This is a genomic window from Corynebacterium argentoratense DSM 44202, from assembly GCF_000590555.1.
In the GTDB taxonomy this organism is placed as follows: domain Bacteria; phylum Actinomycetota; class Actinomycetes; order Mycobacteriales; family Mycobacteriaceae; genus Corynebacterium; species Corynebacterium argentoratense.
On sequence record NC_022198.1, the window covers coordinates 366,569 to 387,303 of the forward strand.

Genomic DNA, 20,735 nt, shown 5'->3' on the forward strand with positions numbered 1-20,735 from the left:
GTTGTGGATAGGGCAGGGGGGTTGCGCTGGTATTCCAAGCAGCTGAAGCAACTGATGCGGGGTTGGGCGGCTGATGCTGCTGATTTGGTGTTGCCTAGGGATTGTGTTGGTTGTGCAGCTCCGATTGAGGGGCAGCGTGGAGCATTCACACAGGTGTGCGACTCGTGTTTGCTGGAGCTTCGCCGTCCTCCCGAGCGGGTGAGTGCTCGTATCCCCATTGGGTGTCCCACGTTTGCGTTTGCGCCGTACGGTGGGGCGCATCGGCGTGTGGTTCTGGGGGTCAAAGAACACTTGCGTGATGACGCCGCGTTGGTGGCGGGCTCAATGTTTGCTGCCGGTGTGGAGCATCTTCAGGCACGAGGGGAGTTGCCTTGGGTGGGGCAGTGGTTGGCTGTGCCGGCTCCGTCGCGCCGGGCGTCTGCTCGGGCACGTGGGGGTGACCATGTGCGGGCGATGTGTGCTCACGCAGCATGCATAGAACCTTTATGGCAGGTAGTACCACTGTTGAGTCATACTGATGATGTTCGTGATTCTGTTGGGCTTGGTGTTCAGGCTAGGCAGGAGAATTTGAGTGGAAAAGTGCAGCTAGATGTCGTGGTGGTGGAGCGGCATCGTGAGGTTATCCGGCAGCGGGGGAGTCACGTGGTGCTGTTTGATGACGTTATAACCACCGGGGCGACTCTTGCGGAATCGCTAAAAGTTTTGCAGTCTGCGGGTTTCACGGTGGACGCGGCCGTTGTGATCTGCGTCGCCTAGAATGTGGGCGAGCAGGAGGTTTGGAAGGGATCTCTGGGTAGTGGTGTGAAAAATGCTTCTGAAGGTAGCGAAAGCCTAAGGGTGAATGTATCGTTAAGTGTGTAGCAATTCACGTCACCCGCTGAGGTTGTGAGTAATCCCATTCACAGTCGAGGGTGGCCATACCGGGAGGTACAAGCACGTGACAACGCCTGCTGACAAGAACAATGTTCTAAGCCCCGATGTGAAGGTCAATATCACCGGCCGAAATGTCGAAGTTCCAGACCATTTTGCCGAACGAGTGCACAGCAAGCTTGCGAAGATTGCTCGCCTGGATCCCACTCTCACCTTCTTCCACGTTGAACTTCAGCACGAGCCCAACCCGCGCCGCGCGGACGAATCCGACAAGATTCAGATCACCGCAACTGGCAAGGGCCACATTGCTCGTGCGGAAGCCAAGGAAGATTCCTTCTATGCAGCCCTCGAGACCGCGCTGAGCCGCATGGAGCGTTCGCTGCGCAAGGTCAAGGCTCGCCGCAAGATCAGCCGCAGCGGTCACCGTACCCCGATGCCGACCGACCAGGTCGCTGTCGAGCTTGCAGCGCAGGCTGCCAAGATGGAAGCCCCCAAGGGTGAATTCGACGAGGATCCCTATGCAGACCTTGTCGAAGAGGTTAAGCTCGGCCAGGTTGTGCGTCGTAAGGAGCACCCTGCCACTCCGATGAGTGTCGACGATGCTCTGAGCGAGATGGAGCTGGTTGGCCACGACTTCTACCTCTTCCTTGACGAAGAGACCGGCCGTCCTAGCGTCGTCTACCGTCGCCACGCATACGACTACGGTCTGATCGCACTGGCCTAAGCTCATCCGGCCTATAGTTGGGCACGATGTTAACCGCCGCTACACCTGTTTGGTGAGCGGCGGTTTCGTGCGACTATGATTGCAGTGTCTGACTGTCTAGTCGTCTAGCCAAGTCTTGCCTCAGTACACGAGGACGCTTGTTCCGTAAAAATAATTTAAGGACCTTATCTAGTGTTTGGATTGTCCAATCTCCTCCGCATCGGCGAAGGGCGCGTTGTTAAGCGCTACGCCGCCTACGCCGACAAAGTCATCGCCCTCGAGGACGAGTACCACAACCTGTCGGAAGCAGAGCTCAAGGGCAAAACCGACGAGTTTAAAAAGCGCCTCGCAGACGGTGAGACCTTGGATGATCTGCTCATTGAAGCATTCGCGACTGTCCGCGAAGCATCCCGCCGTGTGCTCAAGCAAGAGCACTACAAGGTGCAGCTCATGGGCGCATTCGCCCTCCACTATGGCAACGTCGCCGAAATGCGCACTGGTGAGGGTAAGACTCTGACCTGTGTGCCGGCCGCCTATGTTAATGCCCTCGAAGGCAAGGGTGTGCACGTCGTTACTGTGAACGACTACCTCGCAGAGCGCGACTGTGAGTGGATGGGCCGCGTCCACCAGTACTTGGGTTTGACCACCGATGTCATCTTGTCTGAGAAGACCCCCGCTGAGCGCCGTGCCGCCTACAATGCTGATATCACCTACGGCACCAACAACGAGTTCGGATTCGACTACCTGCGCGACAACATGGCAGGCAGCCTGGAGGACCGTGTCCAGCGTGGGCACCACTACGCCATCGTCGACGAGGTTGACTCCATCCTTATCGACGAGGCCCGCACCCCGCTGATCATTTCTGGCCCTGCAGATGGGGCATCCGGACGCTACAACGACTTCGCGCGCCTGGCTCCTCGAATGAAAAACGGCATCCACTACGAAGTGGACATCCGTAAGAAGACCGTCGCTGTCACCGAAGAGGGCGTGGCCTTCGTCGAAGATCAGTTCGGCATGAACAACCTGTATGCTCCCGACCACTCTGATATGGTCAGCTACCTGAACAATGCGCTGAAGGCCAAGGAGCTGTTCACCAAAGATAAGGACTACATCGTCCGCAACGGTGAAGTCATGATTGTCGATGAGTTCACCGGCCGTGTCCTATCCGGCCGTCGCTACAACGAGGGCATGCACCAGGCCATCGAGGCTAAAGAAGGTGTGGAGGTCAAGGCTGAAAACCAGACCTTGGCCACCATCACCCTGCAGAACTACTTCCGTTTGTACGACAAGCTCGCTGGTATGACGGGTACGGCAGAGACCGAGGCCGCCGAGCTCCACCAAATCTACAAACTCAACGTGGTGCCGATCCCCACCAACCGGCCAAACCAGCGCCAAGACCTCACCGACCTGGTCTACAAGACTCAGGAAGCAAAGTTTATGGCGGTTGCTGAAGACATCAAGGAGCGTTCGGAAAAGGGCCAGCCGGTCCTGGTCGGTACAACCTCCGTGGAGCGCTCTGAATACCTCCACGAAATCCTCAACGCCATGCACGTTCCCCACAAGGTGCTCAACGCGAAGCACCACGAGGAAGAGGCAGAAATCGTCGCCTACGCTGGCCGTGCAGGCGCCGTGACCGTGTCCACCAACATGGCTGGTCGTGGTACCGACATCGTTCTCGGTGGTAACCCTGACGTCATCGCGCTTGCTGAGATGAAAAACGTCAAGTTGGATCCGATTGAAGATGAAGAGGAATGGAACGCCAAGTACCAAGAGGTGCTTGAGCGCGAGCGCAAGAAGTCCGAAGAGGGCGCGGTGAAAGCCCGCGAAGCTGGCGGACTGTATGTCATCGGTACCGAACGCCACGAGTCTCGTCGCATTGATAACCAGCTCCGTGGCCGTTCCGGCCGCCAGGGTGACCCCGGTGAAACCCGCTTCTACCTGTCGATGCGTGACGACCTGATGGTTCGCTTCGTTGGCCCTCGCATGGAAGCGATGATGAATCGCCTCAACGTGCCCGACGATGTTCCGATTGAGTCGAAGGCCGTCACCAATTCCATTCGCGGCGCCCAGTCGCAGGTGGAAAACCAGAACTTTGAGATGCGTAAAAACGTCCTCAAGTACGACGAGGTGATGAACGAGCAGCGCAAGGTCATCTACTCCGAGCGCAATCAAATCCTCGAAGGCCGCGACGTCCAGGAGCAGGTTCAGGCCATGCTCGACGACACCATCGCTGGCTACGTTGCTGCAGCGACCGCCGAAGGCTACGTCGAAGATTGGGATCTTGACAAGCTGTGGCACGCGCTAGAAGCCCTGTACGGCCCCACGATGAGCTGGAAGTCCTTGCTTGAAGGCAGCGAATACGGTGCCGCCGGTGAACTCTCCGCTGAGGACCTCACCCAAGCCCTGCTCGACGACGCGCACCGCAAGTACACCGCGCTGGAGGAAAACCTAAGCAAGCGCGAAGCTGAAGTTCGAGCCAACCAGGCTGAACAGCTGTCCGCCCTGGGGGTCAAGGTCTCCGAACCTGCTGAAGCACCCAATCCATTGCGCGCAGTGGAACGCCAAGCCATCCTGTCGACCGTCGACCAGAAGTGGCGCGAGCACCTCTATGAGATGGACTACTTGAAGGAAGGCATCGGCCTTCGCGCAATGGCTCAGCGCGACCCGCTTGTTGAGTACCAGAAGGAAGGCGGCGACATGTTCAACGCCATGAAGGACGCCATCAAGGAAGAAACCGTCCGGAAGATCTTCGCACTCGACAAGCAATTGCGTGGCGAAAACGAAGTAACCGTCGAGGTTTAACACCCCGCCCGACAATGGAAGCTCACCAGTATCACAACACAGTGAAGCTGGTGAGCTTCCATTGTGTAGTACCTGGCTTGGCGCCAGGGTGAGCAAGCGTAGGCCGATCTAAACGGCCGCACATCGCGTAGCTCATATCGTGCTCCACGGCGACGGCCGTACCATTAAATTCGATCGCGGTAGGCGTCATCTTCTGCATGCGGATACTGCGGATAGCCACCGGGCCATGCGGAACAGTTTTTGAGCGCCGACGCACATAAGCCCGAACATTGGGCGAAAACACCGCCGCCGTTGAATGGCTCAGGCTGTCCATCCCGAAAATAAAATTAAGCGCTTTGACAACCGGCGCAAGCCCCTGCATAGAGGGACGCACCGCGACGTCATCATCCTGAAAATTTTGTTTGCGTGGCGGCTGTGGAACGCACAGCAAAGACAAACCGGCCACAGGGCGCACATCATTCATGGGCGAATGCTCGGACGGCACCAAAGAAATACACTTGAGGACGCCGTTAAGACTACTCTGGAAAGCCGATGCCTGTCGACCGCGCACCCCCGACACCGCTGACGGACATACGCGACTACGAAAACAACCGACAGTTTTACAAGGAGCCACACATGGACAAGACCCGCGCACCCAAGCAGGCCCGCACGATGAGCGGCCTGATTATCGACTATGCCGGCGTCCTAGACGGCAGTGACGAAGAGCGTCGCCGCTGGAGGGACCTACTGGAAGCGCTTCGCGTCCACGGCACCGCGCTGGCAGTGCTCTCCAACGATCCCGGTGGAGACGGCGCGGAGCACATCCGCGAATTGGAATACCGTGGTCTGGTTGATGCAGTCCTGCTATCTGGGGAAATCGGCTACGACAAGCCCGATGAGGAAGCCTTCCGTATCGCCGCCGACACCCTCGGTGTGCCGATGAATGAATGCGTCATGGTTGACGACTCCATTATCAACGTGCGCGGCGCTGTGGATGCAGGCCTTATCGGTTGCTACTACCAGCAGTTCGACCGGACCGTCGTCGAGGTGTGCTGCTTGTTCGGCCTGAAAGGCGAGTTCTAGCCGTGAGGATTTTCCTTCCCGCGACGCCAGAAATGCTGCGCTCCCTCGCCGCCGATAAGTCCATCAAGGCCCCCGGTGGCTGGGGTTATGCGGTGACCGCCGATCTCGAGCGCGACTTGAGCGACCTCGACGAAGACGGTATCAGCCAGTATGCCTTTGACGAGGCGGCGCTAGCATCCTTGCGCATGCTCGCCACGATCGATCCGGAGTACGTGGACGCAGATCATCCCGCGGGCGTCTACCGACGCGTCGTCATTAGTTGTGATGTGGCTGATCGGCACGTCAGCCCCCGCCCGGATTTGGGGCCTGCAATCGTCGAATTGGCAGATGCGGGCATTGACGCCGCGGACGTTGCGGCCATTCACGTTGACGATCCGGCCGCGTTGAGAGCTGCGGGTGAGCCGGAGGGTACGGCGCTTATCAAGGCTGCGGCGCTAGCGATCGACCAGGCTGACCTGGGGGACGAGGGGGCAGAGATCGCTGTCTGGAACGCCATGGACGTCTTTATGGCGTGGTATGACCCAAGCGAATTAGCTGAGGTAGCAGATCAGATTTATGTGATCTAGAAGGGCTAGGGCCGATCAGCAGGATGATCTTGTTGGTTGGCTCTATCACTCGGGGTTGCCAAGTTAGCTACGGTGCCGTAAGCTACGGTCTCGTACTATTTGACTGGCAAAAGGAGCGGCATGGCCCCAACAACAGACGGCCTGAAGCGATTACGCGGCGTCCTCAAACGATTCAGCACACCCTTGCTGCCGGACGACTACACCCAACTCGTCAACCCACTGTGGTCCGCGCGCGAACTGCGCGGCAAAATCATCAGCGTCACCAAACACACCCCGCACACCGCAGACGGGGAAGTGGGCGCAGCCGACACCGTGAGCCTGGTAATCGAACCGGGCTGGGGTGTGCCCACTGACTTCGAAGCCGGCCAATATATCGGCATCGGCGTCCAAATCGGCGGGCGATACACCTGGCGATCCTATTCACTGACCTGCCCGCCCAACCCCGCAGGCGGCCGCCTGGAAATCACCGTCCGGGCCGTAGAACGCGGAAAACTATCCAACCACCTGGTTGGCAGCGCACGCCCCGGCATGCATGTACGACTGGCCGCACCAGCAGGCGAATTCCACCTGACCAACCCATTGCCCGAAAAACTCCTCTTTGTCACGGCAGGCACCGGCATTACACCGGTGATCAGCATGCTGCGCACCATGGAGATTCGTGGGCACTTCAACACCGACAACGCTGCTGGCGTTCCGGACGTCATCCACGTGCACTCATACCGCACAGATGACGACCTACTGTTTGGGGATGACCTCCGCGACCTCGACGCGCATCCCAACTACACGCTCATTCTCCGACGCACCTCCACCGACGGCCGCATCACGACAGAGGAGCTTGCACAGCTCGTCGGCGACCACGACCAACGCGTCGCCTACGCCTGCGGCCCCTCTGAGATGCTCGACCAGTTGGAAAGCTGGTCCGACAACCTCAAAGAACTCAAAACGGAACGCTTTACCCTCGACCGCACCTCGGACGCGCAAGGCGGCACCGTCTCCTTCGGCGATCGCGCTACCGTCACCATCGACGGCGCAACCACGCTGCTGGAAGCAGGGGAGGACGCAGGCATCCAACTGCCCTTCGGTTGCCGCATGGGAATCTGCCAAACCTGCGTGCGCGAGCTCGACGACGGGTACGTCACCGACCTTCGCACAGGGGAAACCAAAGGCCCCGGGGAACGCATCCGAACATGCGTGTCTGTGGCAGCAGGGGATTGCCGCGTGAATTGCTAAACGCATCCCGCACCAGGATAAAGACGCTAAACACACTGCAAGGAGCACACCATGGCAATCAGTAACATCAAGGCATACAGCCACCTCACCGACGAAGACATCGAAGAGATCGGCCGCAGGCTCGACGCCATCCAAAAAGAGGTCGAAGACTCCCTGGGGGACAATGACGTCGCCTACATCAAAGGCCTCATCCGCTTCCAACGCGGACTCGAGGTCGGCGGCCGCGCAGCACTACTGTTCAGCCATAAAAAGCCGCTATTTTGGTTGGGCACCGGCATGCTGGGGCTGAGCAAAATTTTGGAAAATATGGAGATCGGCCACAACGTCATCCACGGCCAATGGGACTGGATGAACGACCCCGAGATCCACTCCACCACTTGGGAATGGGACATGACCTGCCCCTCATCGCAGTGGATGCACTCCCACAACTTCGTCCACCACAAATACACCAACATCTTGGGCATGGACAATGACGTCGGATACGGCATCCTCCGTGTCACCCGCGACCGCAAATGGAGCCCGTTCTTCCTCGCGCAGCCCCTGACCAACGCCGTATTGGCCAGCCTGTTCCAATGGGCGGTGGCTTTCTACGACGTTGAGCTCGGGCGCTACTTTGCAGGCAAGCAATCCTGGGAAGAGACCGCCCCTCGCTTCTGGGATGTTGTGCACAAGTCCAAGCGTCAAGTCATCAAAGACTACATCCTTTTCCCAGCGCTGTCTGGCACCCACTTTGCCACCACTGCTAAAGCCAACATGTATGCCAACCTGGCACGAAACCTGTGGTCCTATGCAGTGATCTTCTGTGGACACTTCCCGGACGAGACCGAAACCTTCACCAAGGAGCAATTCGCCAACGAAACACAAGGCGAATGGTATCTGCGACAGATGCTCGGTTCCGCAAACTTCCACGGTGGCAAAATCCTGACCATCCTGTCGGGCAACTTGAACTACCAAATCGAGCACCACCTCTTCCCCGATATGCCCTCCAACAGGCTTGCCGATGTCGGCAAGAAAGTACGCGCATTGGCGGAAGAATACGACCTGCCCTACAACGTTGACTCATTCCCCGTGCAGTTCCTCAAGGTTCAACGCACCCTACTCAAGCTCACCCTGCCCAACCGTTTCCTGGCAGCCCACCCCCATAACGCACCCGAAGTGCGCAGCGAAAAAGCAATCACCGAGGAGATGGAAGCCAAGCTTCATACCGGTGTCGACGCCCACGGCTTGCGCCGCGGACTGCGGCCCGCGCTGAAGATGCTCAAACAATTGCGCCCCAGCGTCGCCGAAGGCACCGCCCACCTCATCCGGGCAGCCCTAGGTAAAGACACCAACCGCGCACGCCCGACCGTCAAGGCCTCCGGCTCGCGCAGGCAGCTCTAAAACACCCCGCATTAAGACACAAGGCTGGTGATCCCCACTGGGGCACCAGCCTTCTGCGTTGGGTGGAGTTAGAGGGACTCCCCAGTCCACGCCTGGCTGGTAAACGGCAAGGCACGATGCTCCTTATCAGTAATAACCGCCCACGCACGCGTAGCCAACGACGCAGCAATAACGGCAACAAACATCGCCAAATACCCCTGCGAAGGCATATCCGTCAGCTCCACTGCGGCAAGCATCGAAAACATTGGGGCCGCCATCGTCGTGCACAAAAATGCGGCCGCACCCATAAGCGCAAACGCCCCCACCGCGACGTCAGGAAACAATGGTTGCATCACAATGCCCACCGCCGCACCAATCGTGCCGCCCATCGCAAACGCGGGCGTGAGAGTACCGCCAATGGTGCCCACGCGGAAACACAACAACGTCAGCACCGTGCGCGCCAAGAACAACAATGCAAGAGACGCCAACATGACCCGGCCAGTGGCATCCCACGGCCCGCTGAGCAGCCCCCCCATATCCAAGGTGGTCTGAACCGCCCAACGACCATTGGAACTAGCGCCCGGTATCACCCGAGCTACCGCAGCGACAACAATGAACGCCAGCGGCATCTGCCACAATAACGACACCCCACGAGCATGATGCGCCGCCATCCGCAGCGCAACGCGACCAAAAAAGTGCCCAGCAGACCCAGCAACCGCCCCCACAATCACCGCAGCTAACAGAAAACGCGGGCCTTCAGTCAACGGAAGAGCCACGTAAAACGGCGGATTATCAAACAATAATGACGTCGTGGCCACCGCCGTCGCACTACACACCATCGTCGCAATGACAGTGCGGGTCGACATCTCGACCAGAAGCAGCTCCAAAGCGAACAACGCGCCCGCCAAAGGAAGATGGAAGCTAGCCGCCAGGCCAGCACCAGCGGCAGAGGCGACCAGGATCTTGCGGGCCTCCCCGTCCAAACGGAACGTCGTAGCCATACCGGCAGCAGCCAAACCACCCACCAGGCGTGGCGCATTTTCGCGGCCGATTGGCGCACCAGCAGCCGAACTACACACCTGCAAAAAAGCACTGAGCAAAGTGGTCACAACCGGCATGTCCTTGCCCTGCATCGCACCAGGTACCGCCACCTGGGGTCTGCCGAAGCGGTCAAGTAGGAACCACAGCACAGCAGTGACAATACCTACGCCGATGAGCGTGATCGCAAGGCGAGTCGGGGTGACAGATTCTGCTGGCGATAACACCTGCAGATGGTCGACGCCGAAGACAGCACGTTCGGTCAAAATGACCGCCCAGTTGACCCCGGCAACCAACACTCCGGTGACGACGCCCGCGATAATCGAATACGCTGCGAGCCTGTTCATTGGGGTTTCGGTGAGCCAGGCGCGATCCCCCGGGGCGGCAGGGCCTTGCTCCGGGCCGAGGACACCTCGCATGGACAGTCGCGGTAGATGAGCCATGGTCACTCCCAGTCGACGTTGGTGCGTAGGGCGGTGATCAGTGCGCGAACAGCCGTGACGCGGCGTCCACTAGAGCCATCAAGCTCGTCGAGCGCACAGCCGGGCTCTGCGTGGGAACAACCCCGTGGGCAATCTTCCGCCTGCTGCCGAAGGTCATCAAACACATCGATGACCGCGTCGGCATCAACGTGTGCCAGGCCGAAACTGCGGATGCCTGGGGTGTCGACAATCCAACCCCCATCGGGCAGCTGCAAGGCCACCGACTGGGTGGACGTATGCCGTCCTTTGCCCACACCAGATACTTCACCAGTCGCGCGCTCGGCAGTGGGCACGAGACGATTCACCAACGTGGATTTTCCAACGCCGCTGTGGCCGATCAGCGCGGTCACATGATTATTGACGACGTCGCGGACAGGCGCGAGGTCATCATTAATGCCGCACACAACCACAGGAACGTCGAGCGCCTCGAACTCTTCCGCGAACGCCGTCGGATCCGCCAGATCAGACTTGGTCAGGCACAGTACGGGGGAGAGCCCGCCAACAAAAGCAGCGACCAACGCGCGCTCGACGAACCCAGTGCGCGGGGGAGGATCCGCAACAGCAGACACAATGAGCAGCTGATCTGCGTTAGCGACCACCACCCGCTCGTAGGGGTCAGTGTCATCGGCAGTGCGTCGAAGCACACTGCTTCTTTCCTCAAGCTTTACGATCCGAGCTAAAGAACCCTTCCGGCCCGACGTATCCCCAACAAGCCCCACGCGATCCCCAACCACTACAGCAGTGCGGCCCATTTCCCTCGCACGCATAGCCACCACCCGCGCACCCCCAGCACTCTCATCCAACTGGACGCCCCACCTACCGCGATCCTTCGAGACAACCATGCCGAACACGGCGTCATCATGCGAAGGTCGATCCTTCGTACGGGGGCGGGACCCCTTCCCCGGGCGCACCCGCACATCAGACTCATCCCAGCGGCGCATCCCACGCGAACGAGCCACCGCCTACACCGCCCCGTCCGAAGCCAATCCGAGCATGTCCGACCACATTCCGGCGAAGCCCGGCAGAGTTTTCGACGTGGTCTCAATATCGTCAACCATCACGCCGTCAACCTTCAGACCAATGATCGCCCCCGCAGTCGCCATGCGGTGATCGGCATAAGAATGCCACACCCCACCGTGCAGCGGAGCGGGAGTAATTCGAATACCATCATCGAGTTCCTCACAGGCGCCGCCCAAGCGGTTAATCTCCGCAGCCAAAGCCTGCAAACGGTCGGTTTCGTGCCCGCGAAGATGCGCGATGCCGTACAAGTGGCTAGGCGTCGAGGCCACAGCAGCCAACGCAGCTACCGTGGGGGTGAGCTCACCGATAGCCGACATGTCCCACTCAACGCCCTGCAGAACACCATCAGAGGGGCCACACACCCGCAGGCGTCCCAAGGCCCCATCGCTGTTATCACCGCTAGCACACGCTTCAAATACCACCCGGGCACCCATGGCTTCCAGAATCGGCCGGATTTCTTCACCCGGCTGTGTCGTCGACTCAGGCCAGGGCGTCGTTACACAACCACCCGTCACCGCGGCAGCAGCCAAAAACGGCGTCGCATTAGACAAATCAGGCTCGATCACCCACTGCCGGCCAGCGATAGGGCCCGAAACCACCCTCCACCACGACGGTGAGTGCGACCCATCCACCGCGACGTCAACACCCGCGCTGCGCAGCATCTCTACAGTCATCTCAATATGCGGCATGCTGGGCACCCGGCCGCCCGAATGGCGCACCTCCAAACCCGAAGCATAGCGGGCGCCTGACAGGAGCAAACCCGACACAAACTGCGAGCTAGCAGACGCGTCGATAGTCACCGTGCCACCCTGGGGCCTATAACCCGACGAACACACCTCAAAAGGCAAAGCGTCACCCGCGACGTCAACCCCCACGGAACGCAAAGCCCCCAGCACCGAACCCATGGGGCGTTTGCGGGCTTGCTCGTCGCCATCAAAACGCACGCACGCAGGTCCCCCATCATCGGAGGCCGCCAGGGCTGCAACCGGCGGAAGGAAACGCATCACCGTGCCCGCGAGCCCGCAATCCACCTCCGCGCCGCCAATCGGGCCGGGAACAACCCTCAGTACCGGTTGAGCGCCTGAGCAATCCTCGTCAATGCGCGCACCCATCGCTTGCAAACCGGCGATCATCAGGTCGGAATCACGACTACGCAACGCACCCACGACGGTTGACGGGGCATTCGCTAACGCCGCCAACACTAACGCTCGGTTCGTCATAGACTTCGACCCGGGAACGGTAACAAAAGCATCAATCGGACGGTCGGGGGCGGTGGGGGCGTTCCAGCTCATGGCAACAACTGTAGTGGGTGACAGGTGCAAGCGGGGCAGTGCCACAGTGGCAAGGGCTACGCTGGCAGACATGAAGAACTTTCTCGTTGGGCTTTTCACATTCGCCGGAGTGATGCACTTTATCCGCCCCGAAGGATTCGACGCACTTGTCCCGCCAGCGCTGCCACCCAATCAGCGTTTTTACACTTTGGCCTCTGGTGCGGCTGAGGTCGGTACGGCCGCACTGTTGGTCAACCCCTCTACGCGGCGGGTCGGTGGTTGGGCTACCCTCGCACTGATGGCTGGGGTGTGGCCTGGAAACATCTATATGGCCTACGACTGGCGGGATCATCCCCTGTGGCAGAGGGCTATCGCCTACGGCAGGATCCCCCTGCAGCTACCCCTGCTGCGCGCAGGCTGGAACATCGCGCACCGGCAGGATTAAGGCATTAATTTATGACGTCGCGGACACATCCGCGAAGCTGCCTTCCGTCAGCTGGACAAGCACTGCAGGATCAAGGCCTACGTCCAACCCGCGGCGCCCACCGGACACGTATACCCTGTCCCATTGCTGGGCGCTGTGGTCAATAACGGTTGGCAGTGGTGTCTTCTGCCCCAGGGGAGAAATTCCGCCAGGCACATAGCCGGAGGAACGGGAGGCATCCTTGGGGTCAGCCATCGACACCTTGGGCACCTGAAAAGCCGCCGCAGCCTTCTTCAAGCTCAACGTGCACTCCACCGGTACGCACGCCACCCCCAGCGAACGTTTCGGACCCCGTCCAGCGGTTAAATCCACCACCAGTGTTTTGAAGACTTGGCCCGGATCCACCTGTAACTCGCCCAAAGCTTCCGCAGCATGCGCACCAAAGTGATCTTTGCCCGCGTCGAATTCGTGGACCTCAAAGTCGACCGCGGCGTCATGAAGCACACGCAAAGCCGCAGTACCACCAGCACGCGACGCAGAGGACTGCTTGGAACGTTTCTTAGCCATAAAACCACCCTAAACCCTCAGGCTACAATAGCCACATGGGACAAACCCCCTTCGAACAACAAGCACTCCCTCTGCTCGACCAGCTCTATGGCGGTGCACTGCGGCTTACCCGCAACCCCGCAGACGCCGAGGACCTTGTGCAGGAAACCTACATCAAAGCATTCCAAGCCTTCGACGGCTTTACCCAAGGCACCAACCTCAAGGCGTGGATGTACCGGATCATGACCAACCTGTACATCACCAACTACCGCAAAGCGCAGCGCCGACCCACCCAAACCAGTGCCGAAGAAATCACCGACTACCAGTTGCTGTCGTCGGCATCCCATGAATCCCAAGGGCTGGAATCCGCCGAGGTTGAGGCGCTGAAAAAGCTGCCTACCAGCGAAATCTCCGAGGCACTCAATGCGTTGAGCGAAGATTACCGCATGGTTGTCTACTACGCGGATGTTGAAGGCTTGGCCTATAAAGAAATCGCCGAAATCATGGGTGTGCCCCTCGGCACGGTGATGTCTCGGCTGCACCGTGGAAGAAAAAAGCTGCGTGACGCGTTGAAAGACGTAGCACGAGAAAGAGGCATCGGTATTGCCGCATCCGAGAAACGTACTCAAACAGCAGGCACAGTAGGCGAGGAGAACTGATCATGAGCTGCAATTGCGACACGAGCTATGAGCGGCTCAGGGAGCTTTTGGACAGGGAATGCGACCCTGAGCGCAGGGAGCAGCTACTTGCCGATATTCAGCGCTGCCCGGGGTGCGTGGAGCGTTTGAGGATCGAAACCGACGTTCGTCAGCTGGTGCGCAGTTGTTGCTGTGTTCAGGCGCCGACGGTGTTGAGGGAGCGCATCAGCATCACTATTCAAACGATCGCCATCGAGTCTGACAGCTAGAGAACGCTAGAGAACCGCACTGCTCACGGGGTGCTCATGCGGGCATAAAAGAAGCGGGGCGGAAACCATCACTGTGGTTTCCGCCCCGCTTCTTACAGGCTGTGCGTGTTAGGAATTGGGACGCTTGCCGTGGTTTGCTTTGCCCTTGCGGCGGTCCTTGCGCTTGCGGCCACGCTTGCTCATGGCTAACTCCTTATAAAAATAGGTAGAGGCTTTTACTTGGCACCACTCTAGTAGGCGGAACCCTAGTATTGGAAATTATCCTGCCCCTGGAACTGGAAGGGGTGTTAGATAGTGACGCGTGCGCGGCCGCGGCCGCGGTTCTTGCGGCGTTTGAGGGCGCGGCGTTCGTCTTCGCTCATACCGCCCCAGACGCCGGAATCCTGGCCGGTTTCCAGTGCCCAGTTGAGGCACTGGGTGGTCACTGGGCAACGGTTGCATACGAGCTTCGCGCTGGCGATCTGTGACAGGGCGGGCCCGGAGTTGCCAACGGGGAAGAAGAGCTCCGGGTCTTCATCGCGGCATACGGCCTGGTGGCGCCAATCCATAACAATCTCCTTCTAAAGGTTTCTATACACGCGGCACGGGGACGGGTCTTACTAAGAGCGCTGCGGGAAAGCGGCGCTGTAGTGTTGTGCTACCAGCGCACCATTGCTGCTGCGGCTTGATCTCTGGCTGGGGCCACTACCTAGATGCGAAGAATGTTTTCGCATGTGGCACGCAGGGTGCGTCCTGTTCGTGATTGCGAGACTTAGCATTACATTTTTTTAACGCTTCCGCTAGGGTCTCGTTAAAAAAGAGAGCTAAATCACCCTTAGGGGAGTGTCCTGATGTGCCTAGCGGGGGTAACGAAAATGGATTTTTTCCCATTTCTTCACAAATTCTTATGTTTTCCGATGTGGGTTTTGCCCCCTTCCCTAGCGCTGTAAGTATGCCCTAAACGGCGGAAATGCGCCCCGACGTCCAGTATTTTTGGCGCGAATGATAGCGAGAGCTTATGTCACGATTGAGTCAAACTGAACAGACCGGGGGTAGTTCAGAATGTGAGGCTGTCCCCAGTGGGCTCACACAGCAGATCATGGCGATAGAAGATAGACTTTTTTACTCGTGAGCTTACCTCAACACCCCACCCCGGCACAGAACACCAACGACACCACCAACCCTTCGCCCAACGAAGTGCCCCGCGCACTGATGCATGCGGGCGTCGTCGCGATCATCGAGGGAATCATTGGCGGTGTCCTCGCCATAGCGGCGGCCGTGCATCAAGCCTTGGCGGGCACGGATGGCAGCCTTTTGGTGTCCGACCCCAGCCGCGGCAGCATGATCGGTTACGGCACCGCAGTGTTTTTGCTCTGTGTATTCGGAGCCGTGGGCGTCGCAGGTGTCTACCTGCGACGGGGTAATCGTTGGGGGCGCGGTCCCGTGCTCATGATGCAGCTGCTGCTCGTGATGATCACCATCTACATGTGGAAGGGTGGCATGCCCTGGTTGGCGATCACCGTAGGTGCTGTCGCACTGTACTGCCTGAGCAGGCTATTTGCTAAGGAATCGGTGGCCTGGGCAGCTCGGATGTACGGCTAGGCTAGTACTGCTACACCCGCTGGATTATCCGGATAATCCGACTACCACATCGCCGCGTTTTTCGATCAAGGTGTTGGCGGCCAGGCCTAGTCCCACAGGGCCCGCATAGCCCTTCCTATCAACCTCAATGTTTTGTTTTGTTTCGCCGCTGCGCCAGTCAACAATGCGGATACCTGAGGCAGTGGGATACGCGACGTCCTCACCTATGGCTACTGGGGTGCCGATGGCATCGTCAAACGTGTGCCCCAGGGACAAGTCCTCGGGTTTTAACAAGTGCAGCGCGCTGCCATCAAACCAGGCGATGTGGTAAGGCAAGTCGGCGACCATCGGCGCGAAGGGTAGGTCTTTGCCTGCTGCGCTGGAGGGGGACTTTTCGGCCACGGGGATGCTACTTAGCAGTGCTCCGCTGTCGTCGTAAGCGTGCACGCTGTGGTCCTTTGGGGACCATATCGCGGCGCCGTGCTGTGCAACAGCCACCAGGTGCGAGCCTTCCGGCAGCTCAACCGTAGCGTCCTCGTTGAGCTCGGGGGTTCGGAATTCTTCGGGTACTGACTTTTGGAACGTTAGTTGTGTCCGGCCGTCGCAGCGTTCCACCACGGCTAGTAGGTCTGTGCGCGTGAGAGCGGAATCGATGGTGCACCCCGGGTGTGGCTGTAAGTTCGGTTCGGCTGGGGCGTCTACCTGGCCGTATTCGACGGTTCGTACAAGGTCGCTGCGCCATAGTTCCACCCGTTGGGTAGATACGGTACCCACCGCGCTGTTGGAGGAAATAGGTATGACGTCGCGGGACGCTAGAGCGCTGCGGGTGGCGGCGTAGGTTCCACTGCGTGCGCGGATTCCCACTGTGTCCCCGCACCCACTGTTGTTGAGGTAGGTGGGGTAGGCGTTTTGAAACGCGGTGGACAGGGAGCACAGGGGTAGGGCGCGTGTGTAGGTCCACAGTTGTTCGGCGTTGTCCGGATTGACGGCGGTGACTTCGGAGGAAGAATCATCGTTGGTTGAGGTCAGCAGCACCCCATCAATGATGGTTGGTTTGTAGGCTGCTGCGATGGCGTTGTCGGAGAGTTCGTAGCGTTCGCTGAGTGTGTCGGGCAGCTGCGGTATGGGGGCCTTGATCTCTGCCGGTTGTTCGGCGCTGAGGCTTGTGTCGAGGCTGCTTGAGCGGTGCTCAGAGGTAGCCCAGACTGTGGTGACGGCTAGTGCGGTGATGGTGCTCAGGGTCGCGACAGCGATCCAGTCGTTGCGGGTAGATCGGAGTGGTTTCATGCGCGATTCTTCCGACTGCGTGGGCGGCTGCTGCGTGGGGCGCGCTCACGTGAGGATGGGCCCATGCCGTATACGGGGCGCGGCGCCCCAACTCGGGGGTTAACTTTGCCGGATAGGCCGAGTGCTTGGTGCAGTTCGGGCGAGGTGCTAAACCATTCGGGTAATTGTTCTTTGTCGAGGTTGAGTTCGGTGTTAATGGCTGACCACCTGTCGAGCTCTTCCAGGGCTACCAGAGTGATGGCTACGCCTGAGTGCCCTGCGCGTCCGGTGCGCCCGATGCGATGGACGTAGGTCATGGGATCGTCGGGGGTTTGGTAGTTGATTACATGCGTGACGTCGTCGACGTCGATGCCACGTGCCGCGACATCGGTGGCGACCAATACGTCGATGCTGCCTGGCTCATCCGGCGAGCGGCGGAACGCTGCGAGTGCCTTTTCTCGTGCGTGCTGGGGCAGATCGCCGTGCACGGCGCCAACGGTGAAGCCCAATTCGGCAAGGTCGCCTGCCAATGTGGATGCCCCTCGCTTGGTGCGGGTGAACACGATTGTGCGGCCGCGACCTGGGGCTTGGAGAGCTTGGGCGATGATCGCTGGTTTGTCCATCCGGTGGGCCTGGAACACGATCTGTGTGGTTGTGGTGTGGGTTGCTGATGCTTCGGCTTGTTCGGCGCGGATGTGGATGGGTTTGTTGAGGAAGCTGCGGGCGAGGCTGAGGATGGGCCCCGGCATGGTGGCGGAAAACAGCATGGTTTGGTGCTTGTGGGTGAGTGCCCGCATGAGTTTTTCGATGTCGGGAAGGAATCCCAGGTCGAGCATTTCGTCGGCTTCGTCGAGAACGAGTATGGCCACGTTATCCAGTGCGAGGTTGCCGCGTTGGTGCAGGTCGATGAGTCGCCCGGGGGTGCCGACGACGACGTCCGCACCTTGTTTCAGGGCGTCGATTTGTTCTTCGTAGGGGCGTCCGCCGTAGATGGTGAGGACTCGGACGGGTAGGTTGCTTGCTGCTTGGGTGAGGTCGTCGCTGACCTGTACGGCTAGCTCGCGCGTGGGGACGACGACGAGTGCTCGGGGGGTGCCGTCGAGTTCTTCAATTGACGCGTCGTCGAAGACGCGGTCTAGCAGGGGGACACCAAAGCCGAGGGTTTTGCCCATGCCGGTGCGCGCTTGGCCGATGAGGTCGTGTCCGTCGAGGGCGATGGGCAGGGTGAGTTCTTGGATGGCGAAGGTGTGATGGATGCCGCGTTGCGCGAGGGCCTCGACGATTTCCACTGCCACGCCGAGTTCGGCGAATGTGGGCGCAGGGGTGTGTTTTGGCTGGGGTGAGCGTTGAGACCTAGGCACTCTTTACATAGTAGTGCGTCGAATCCGTGTATGTTTCAAAGCGTGGATATCAAGATTGGTTTTAAAGACAGCCCTCGTGAGCTCACTGTGAGTTTGTCGGGGGATCGTGATGCTGTGGTCGGCCAGATTCGGGGCGCTTTGGAAGGTAGCGAGCAGCTGCTGAATCTGGAGGATTCCCTGGGACGCGTGTATGTGGTTCGCGTCGCGGATATTAGCTTTGTGGAGATCGGCACGGATTCCAGCCGTCCTGTTGGTTTTTCGGTGTAGTCGCCTGACGTTATAATTTTGCCCTTATGACTGATCCAGTTCGCCACCGCCGGGATTCGCGCCAAGACTCTTTTTTTGTGCGTTTTGCGCGGGAGTTTGGGTGGCGTGCGTACGCGATCCCAGTGTTGATTGTCCTGACGGTGTGGGTCGTGGTGGATGTGGTTTCGGGTGATGACGCCGCGTCGGATTCTGTGGCGCAGACCGGCGCTGTGTCTGGTTCGGGGCGTGATTGGGGTCAGAGCCCTGATCCTTCCCGTGGGGGTGCCCGTGATGTGGTTCTTCCAGCCGGTGAACTGCCGGCGGGTGCTCCTTATACGCAGCAGGGTGAGGGAAGCTTCCATGTTGTGGGTGCTCCTGGCGATGTTGTTGGGCAGGGGCAGGAGCAAACCTTCCGCTATGTCATCGAGGTTGAGGATGGTTTGGATGCCTCTTCGTATGGGGGCGAGGACGCCCTGGCTGCGATGATTGACGCGACGTTGTCTAATCCGAAGGGGTGGACGGCGGATAAGCGTTTCGCTTTCCAGCATGTCTCTGGCGATGGTCTGGACCCTAACGGGGCGAATTTTAATGGTCAGGGTGAGCAGCCTGATCTGCGTATTCAGTTAGCGTCGACGGACACTACCCATGAGCATTGCGGTAATGATTTGGAGATGGAGACAAGCTGTTTCACTCCAATCGGTAACCGGGTGATCATTAATGAGGCGCGGTGGATTCGTGGTGCGACGACGTTCCAGGGTGATTTGGGCGCGTACCGCCAGTATTTGATTAATCACGAGGTTGGGCACGGTATTGGCTATGCCAATCATGAGCCTTGTGGTGCTCAGGGGGCTTTGGCGCCGATCATGATGCAGCAGACGTTGAGTCTGAATAATGCTGAGCTGCGGAAGATCAGTCCTTCTGAGCCCTATCCGGATAATGACTTTGTGTGCCGGCCGAATGCGTGGCCATTCCCTTAAAGTGGCCCTAAAGTGTAAGGCATGAGTCGGTCGAGTGATCAGCAGCCTTTCCAGGTCATTGGTGGGGCTTTTCAGCCCCATGGTCAGTTTCATGGTGCGTCGACCCAGTTGGGTGCTCCGTGGGACGGGGGTTGGTTGATGGGGGATGTGGTGATTGCTCCGGTGGCGGATGCTTCTTGTGCTGCGTGGTCTGCGCGGACGCGTGAGGCTATCGCCGAGTTGCCGTCGTCGTGTGGTTTTGAGGTTGCGCGTCCGGTTCGTTCGGCTGATGGTCGCTTTGTCGTGTCTGGGTGCAAAGCGACGTTTGCTGGTCCGTGGGTGGATGCGTGTTGGGAGGCCCGTCCGGATCAGCTGTTGTTTGTTGCTTTCCAGTGGGAGCGGTTGATGGCGGATTGTCTGGAGCGTTCGGTGGTGGAGGTTCCGCCGGGTGTTCCGGGCAGGGTGGGGTGTGCTGAGCAGTTGGCGTGGGGTGATGTGTCTGTGCTGCGTGATGGGGGTGTTGTGCAGGCTGTGGAGGAGTTTTTGCCGGGGGGTGGGTCGGATGCGGATGCTTCGTGGGCGTCGGAGGCGTTGTTGCGGGCCTGTGATGGTGCGTGCGCGCTGGTCGAGCGTTGTGATGATGGTGAAGGGCAGGGGGATGCGCCGCAGGTGGTGGCCCATGTGGATCTGAGCCGTTGCGTGCTGTTTTCGCCCTCTGAGCGTAGGGGTGGTGCTGTTGCGGGTGTCGCTGACGCGTTGGTAACGGATGCGGTGTGTGCGCTGCGTCCGGCGGGGTATTCGGCCGCGGTGGTGGTTGCTGATTTGTTGGTTGCTTCGGCGGATCCCGATACCCCGGAGGGGGACGTGGTGGGTGTGTTGGAGCGTTTTTCTTTGGTTGATGACGCCGCGTTTTACGCATTGTTGTCGCGTGCGTTGCTGCAGCGCATAGGGGTGTATGCGTTGTCGGTGGCGGGTGGTGCTGAGCCTTCGGCTGCAGTGGAGGATGCTTTTGTTCGTGCTGTGGAGGATTTGTCGTTGATGGTTGATGGTCTTGACGCGTCCTAGG

Annotated in this window: 23 protein-coding genes; 14 read left to right on the top strand and 9 right to left on the bottom strand. The window is 59.3% G+C overall.

From position 1 onward, the window contains the following. Positions 1-3: 3 nt before the first annotated feature. From CARG_RS01805 to secA, 3 genes are all read left to right on the top strand, one after another. The gene (locus CARG_RS01805) at positions 4-756 is read left to right on the top strand and encodes a ComF family protein (RefSeq protein ID WP_020975680.1); all 753 of its coding nucleotides are present in this window, start codon (positions 4-6) and stop codon (positions 754-756) included. Between the two features lie 181 nt (positions 757-937). Next, positions 938-1,594, top strand: coding sequence for a ribosome hibernation-promoting factor, HPF/YfiA family (gene hpf / locus CARG_RS01810; protein ID WP_020975681.1), 657 nt, complete (start codon positions 938-940; stop codon positions 1,592-1,594). Positions 1,595-1,765: 171 nt separating this feature from the next. Further along, positions 1,766-4,375 (top strand): preprotein translocase subunit SecA, encoded by a 2,610-nt coding sequence (gene secA / locus CARG_RS01815; RefSeq protein WP_020975682.1) that lies wholly within the window; start codon positions 1,766-1,768, stop codon positions 4,373-4,375. A gap of 31 nt (positions 4,376-4,406) precedes the next feature. Here the strand turns inward: secA and CARG_RS01820 are convergent, their stop codons facing one another. Continuing rightward, a complete protein-coding gene (locus CARG_RS01820) occupies positions 4,407-4,838 on the bottom strand; it encodes a hypothetical protein (protein WP_020975683.1) in 432 nt (143 codons plus the stop codon). Between the two features lie 68 nt (positions 4,839-4,906). Between CARG_RS01820 and CARG_RS01825 the strand changes: the two genes are divergently transcribed. The 4 genes from CARG_RS01825 to CARG_RS01840 all read left to right on the top strand — a co-directional run bounded on the left by CARG_RS01825 (position 4,907) and on the right by CARG_RS01840 (position 8,613). Further along, positions 4,907-5,437: an HAD family hydrolase gene (locus CARG_RS01825; RefSeq protein ID WP_328285822.1), complete on the top strand. Its 531-nt coding sequence runs from the start codon at positions 4,907-4,909 to the stop codon at positions 5,435-5,437. 2 nt (positions 5,438-5,439) lie between these two features. Further along, positions 5,440-6,003: a DUF6912 family protein gene (locus CARG_RS01830; protein WP_041746897.1), complete on the top strand. Its 564-nt coding sequence runs from the start codon at positions 5,440-5,442 to the stop codon at positions 6,001-6,003. A 120-nt stretch (positions 6,004-6,123) separates the two neighbouring features. Then, entirely contained in the window at positions 6,124-7,233 is a 1,110-nt protein-coding gene (locus CARG_RS01835) for a ferredoxin reductase (RefSeq protein WP_020975686.1), read from the top strand. A gap of 51 nt (positions 7,234-7,284) precedes the next feature. Next, the gene (locus CARG_RS01840) at positions 7,285-8,613 is read left to right on the top strand and encodes a fatty acid desaturase family protein (RefSeq protein ID WP_020975687.1); all 1,329 of its coding nucleotides are present in this window, start codon (positions 7,285-7,287) and stop codon (positions 8,611-8,613) included. Positions 8,614-8,681: 68 nt separating this feature from the next. Here CARG_RS01840 and CARG_RS01845 read toward each other — a convergent pair whose 3' ends face one another. Genes CARG_RS01845 through aroA form a run of 3 tightly spaced genes read right to left on the bottom strand, consistent with a single transcriptional unit; the run spans position 8,682 to position 12,424 of the window. Next, positions 8,682-10,073 (bottom strand): chloride channel protein, encoded by a 1,392-nt coding sequence (locus tag CARG_RS01845; protein ID WP_020975688.1) that lies wholly within the window; start codon positions 10,071-10,073, stop codon positions 8,682-8,684. 2 nt (positions 10,074-10,075) lie between these two features. Then, complete coding sequence (gene rsgA / locus CARG_RS01850) at positions 10,076-11,053, bottom strand: ribosome small subunit-dependent GTPase A (RefSeq protein ID WP_020975689.1); 978 nt, start codon at positions 11,051-11,053, stop codon at positions 10,076-10,078. Between the two features lie 21 nt (positions 11,054-11,074). Further along, a complete protein-coding gene (aroA, locus tag CARG_RS01855; RefSeq protein WP_041747272.1) occupies positions 11,075-12,424 on the bottom strand; it encodes a 3-phosphoshikimate 1-carboxyvinyltransferase in 1,350 nt (449 codons plus the stop codon). A 70-nt stretch (positions 12,425-12,494) separates the two neighbouring features. Between aroA and CARG_RS01860 the strand changes: the two genes are divergently transcribed. Then, the gene (locus CARG_RS01860; RefSeq protein ID WP_020975691.1) at positions 12,495-12,848 is read left to right on the top strand and encodes a DoxX family protein; all 354 of its coding nucleotides are present in this window, start codon (positions 12,495-12,497) and stop codon (positions 12,846-12,848) included. A gap of 9 nt (positions 12,849-12,857) precedes the next feature. Here the strand turns inward: CARG_RS01860 and ybaK are convergent, their stop codons facing one another. Then, a complete protein-coding gene (ybaK, locus tag CARG_RS01865) occupies positions 12,858-13,394 on the bottom strand; it encodes a Cys-tRNA(Pro) deacylase (RefSeq protein WP_020975692.1) in 537 nt (178 codons plus the stop codon). A 35-nt stretch (positions 13,395-13,429) separates the two neighbouring features. On the opposite strand from ybaK, the gene CARG_RS01870 reads away from it, so the two are divergent. Together CARG_RS01870 and rsrA are read left to right on the top strand one after the other, a co-directional pair. Continuing rightward, entirely contained in the window at positions 13,430-14,032 is a 603-nt protein-coding gene (locus tag CARG_RS01870) for a sigma-70 family RNA polymerase sigma factor (RefSeq protein WP_020975693.1), read from the top strand. 2 nt (positions 14,033-14,034) lie between these two features. Next, positions 14,035-14,280 (top strand): mycothiol system anti-sigma-R factor, encoded by a 246-nt coding sequence (rsrA, locus tag CARG_RS01875; RefSeq protein ID WP_020975694.1) that lies wholly within the window; start codon positions 14,035-14,037, stop codon positions 14,278-14,280. 108 nt (positions 14,281-14,388) lie between these two features. Here the strand turns inward: rsrA and CARG_RS10680 are convergent, their stop codons facing one another. Together CARG_RS10680 and CARG_RS01880 are read right to left on the bottom strand one after the other, a co-directional pair. Further along, positions 14,389-14,463, bottom strand: a complete 75-nt coding sequence (locus CARG_RS10680) for a 50S ribosomal protein bL37 (RefSeq protein ID WP_390885311.1) — start codon at positions 14,461-14,463, stop codon at positions 14,389-14,391. Positions 14,464-14,567: 104 nt separating this feature from the next. After that, complete coding sequence (locus CARG_RS01880; protein WP_020975695.1) at positions 14,568-14,828, bottom strand: WhiB family transcriptional regulator; 261 nt, start codon at positions 14,826-14,828, stop codon at positions 14,568-14,570. 559 nt (positions 14,829-15,387) lie between these two features. On the opposite strand from CARG_RS01880, the gene CARG_RS01885 reads away from it, so the two are divergent. Further along, complete coding sequence (locus CARG_RS01885) at positions 15,388-15,861, top strand: hypothetical protein (protein ID WP_020975696.1); 474 nt, start codon at positions 15,388-15,390, stop codon at positions 15,859-15,861. A 24-nt stretch (positions 15,862-15,885) separates the two neighbouring features. Here the strand turns inward: CARG_RS01885 and CARG_RS01890 are convergent, their stop codons facing one another. Beyond that, positions 15,886-17,127, bottom strand: a complete 1,242-nt coding sequence (locus tag CARG_RS01890; protein ID WP_020975697.1) for an Rv3212 family protein — start codon at positions 17,125-17,127, stop codon at positions 15,886-15,888. Then, positions 17,124-18,467 carry a DEAD/DEAH box helicase gene (locus CARG_RS01895; RefSeq protein WP_041746898.1) on the bottom strand — a complete coding sequence of 448 codons (1,344 nt, stop codon included), beginning with the start codon at positions 18,465-18,467 and terminating at the stop codon, positions 17,124-17,126. The genes CARG_RS01890 and CARG_RS01895 overlap by 4 nt, the downstream gene beginning before the upstream one ends. Before the next feature lie 42 nt (positions 18,468-18,509). Between CARG_RS01895 and CARG_RS01900 the strand changes: the two genes are divergently transcribed. The 3 genes from CARG_RS01900 to CARG_RS01910 are packed head-to-tail and all read left to right on the top strand — an operon-like array spanning position 18,510 to position 20,734. Further along, positions 18,510-18,734 carry a DUF3107 domain-containing protein gene (locus tag CARG_RS01900; protein WP_041747275.1) on the top strand — a complete coding sequence of 75 codons (225 nt, stop codon included), beginning with the start codon at positions 18,510-18,512 and terminating at the stop codon, positions 18,732-18,734. A 26-nt stretch (positions 18,735-18,760) separates the two neighbouring features. After that, positions 18,761-19,690 carry a DUF3152 domain-containing protein gene (locus CARG_RS01905; RefSeq protein ID WP_020975700.1) on the top strand — a complete coding sequence of 310 codons (930 nt, stop codon included), beginning with the start codon at positions 18,761-18,763 and terminating at the stop codon, positions 19,688-19,690. A gap of 21 nt (positions 19,691-19,711) precedes the next feature. After that, the gene (locus CARG_RS01910; protein ID WP_020975701.1) at positions 19,712-20,734 is read left to right on the top strand and encodes a hypothetical protein; all 1,023 of its coding nucleotides are present in this window, start codon (positions 19,712-19,714) and stop codon (positions 20,732-20,734) included. The last annotated feature ends 1 nt before the right edge of the window (position 20,735 follow it).

Coding starts and splice junctions, on each gene's coding strand:
- ybaK (WP_020975692.1), bottom strand. CDS start 13,394: ATGGCTAAGAAACGTTCCAAGCAGTCCTCTGCGTCGCGTGCTGGTGGT.
- CARG_RS01910 (WP_020975701.1), top strand. CDS start 19,712: ATGAGTCGGTCGAGTGATCAGCAGCCTTTCCAGGTCATTGGTGGGGCT.
- CARG_RS01840 (WP_020975687.1), top strand. CDS start 7,285: ATGGCAATCAGTAACATCAAGGCATACAGCCACCTCACCGACGAAGAC.
- CARG_RS01845 (WP_020975688.1), bottom strand. CDS start 10,073: ATGGCTCATCTACCGCGACTGTCCATGCGAGGTGTCCTCGGCCCGGAG.
- CARG_RS01825 (WP_328285822.1), top strand. CDS start 4,907: ATGCCTGTCGACCGCGCACCCCCGACACCGCTGACGGACATACGCGAC.
- CARG_RS01870 (WP_020975693.1), top strand. CDS start 13,430: ATGGGACAAACCCCCTTCGAACAACAAGCACTCCCTCTGCTCGACCAG.
- CARG_RS01820 (WP_020975683.1), bottom strand. CDS start 4,838: ATGAATGATGTGCGCCCTGTGGCCGGTTTGTCTTTGCTGTGCGTTCCA.
- CARG_RS01890 (WP_020975697.1), bottom strand. CDS start 17,127: ATGAAACCACTCCGATCTACCCGCAACGACTGGATCGCTGTCGCGACC.
- rsgA (WP_020975689.1), bottom strand. CDS start 11,053: ATGCGCCGCTGGGATGAGTCTGATGTGCGGGTGCGCCCGGGGAAGGGG.
- CARG_RS01905 (WP_020975700.1), top strand. CDS start 18,761: ATGACTGATCCAGTTCGCCACCGCCGGGATTCGCGCCAAGACTCTTTT.
- aroA (WP_041747272.1), bottom strand. CDS start 12,424: ATGAGCTGGAACGCCCCCACCGCCCCCGACCGTCCGATTGATGCTTTT.
- rsrA (WP_020975694.1), top strand. CDS start 14,035: ATGAGCTGCAATTGCGACACGAGCTATGAGCGGCTCAGGGAGCTTTTG.
- CARG_RS01835 (WP_020975686.1), top strand. CDS start 6,124: ATGGCCCCAACAACAGACGGCCTGAAGCGATTACGCGGCGTCCTCAAA.
- CARG_RS01880 (WP_020975695.1), bottom strand. CDS start 14,828: ATGGATTGGCGCCACCAGGCCGTATGCCGCGATGAAGACCCGGAGCTC.
- CARG_RS01860 (WP_020975691.1), top strand. CDS start 12,495: ATGAAGAACTTTCTCGTTGGGCTTTTCACATTCGCCGGAGTGATGCAC.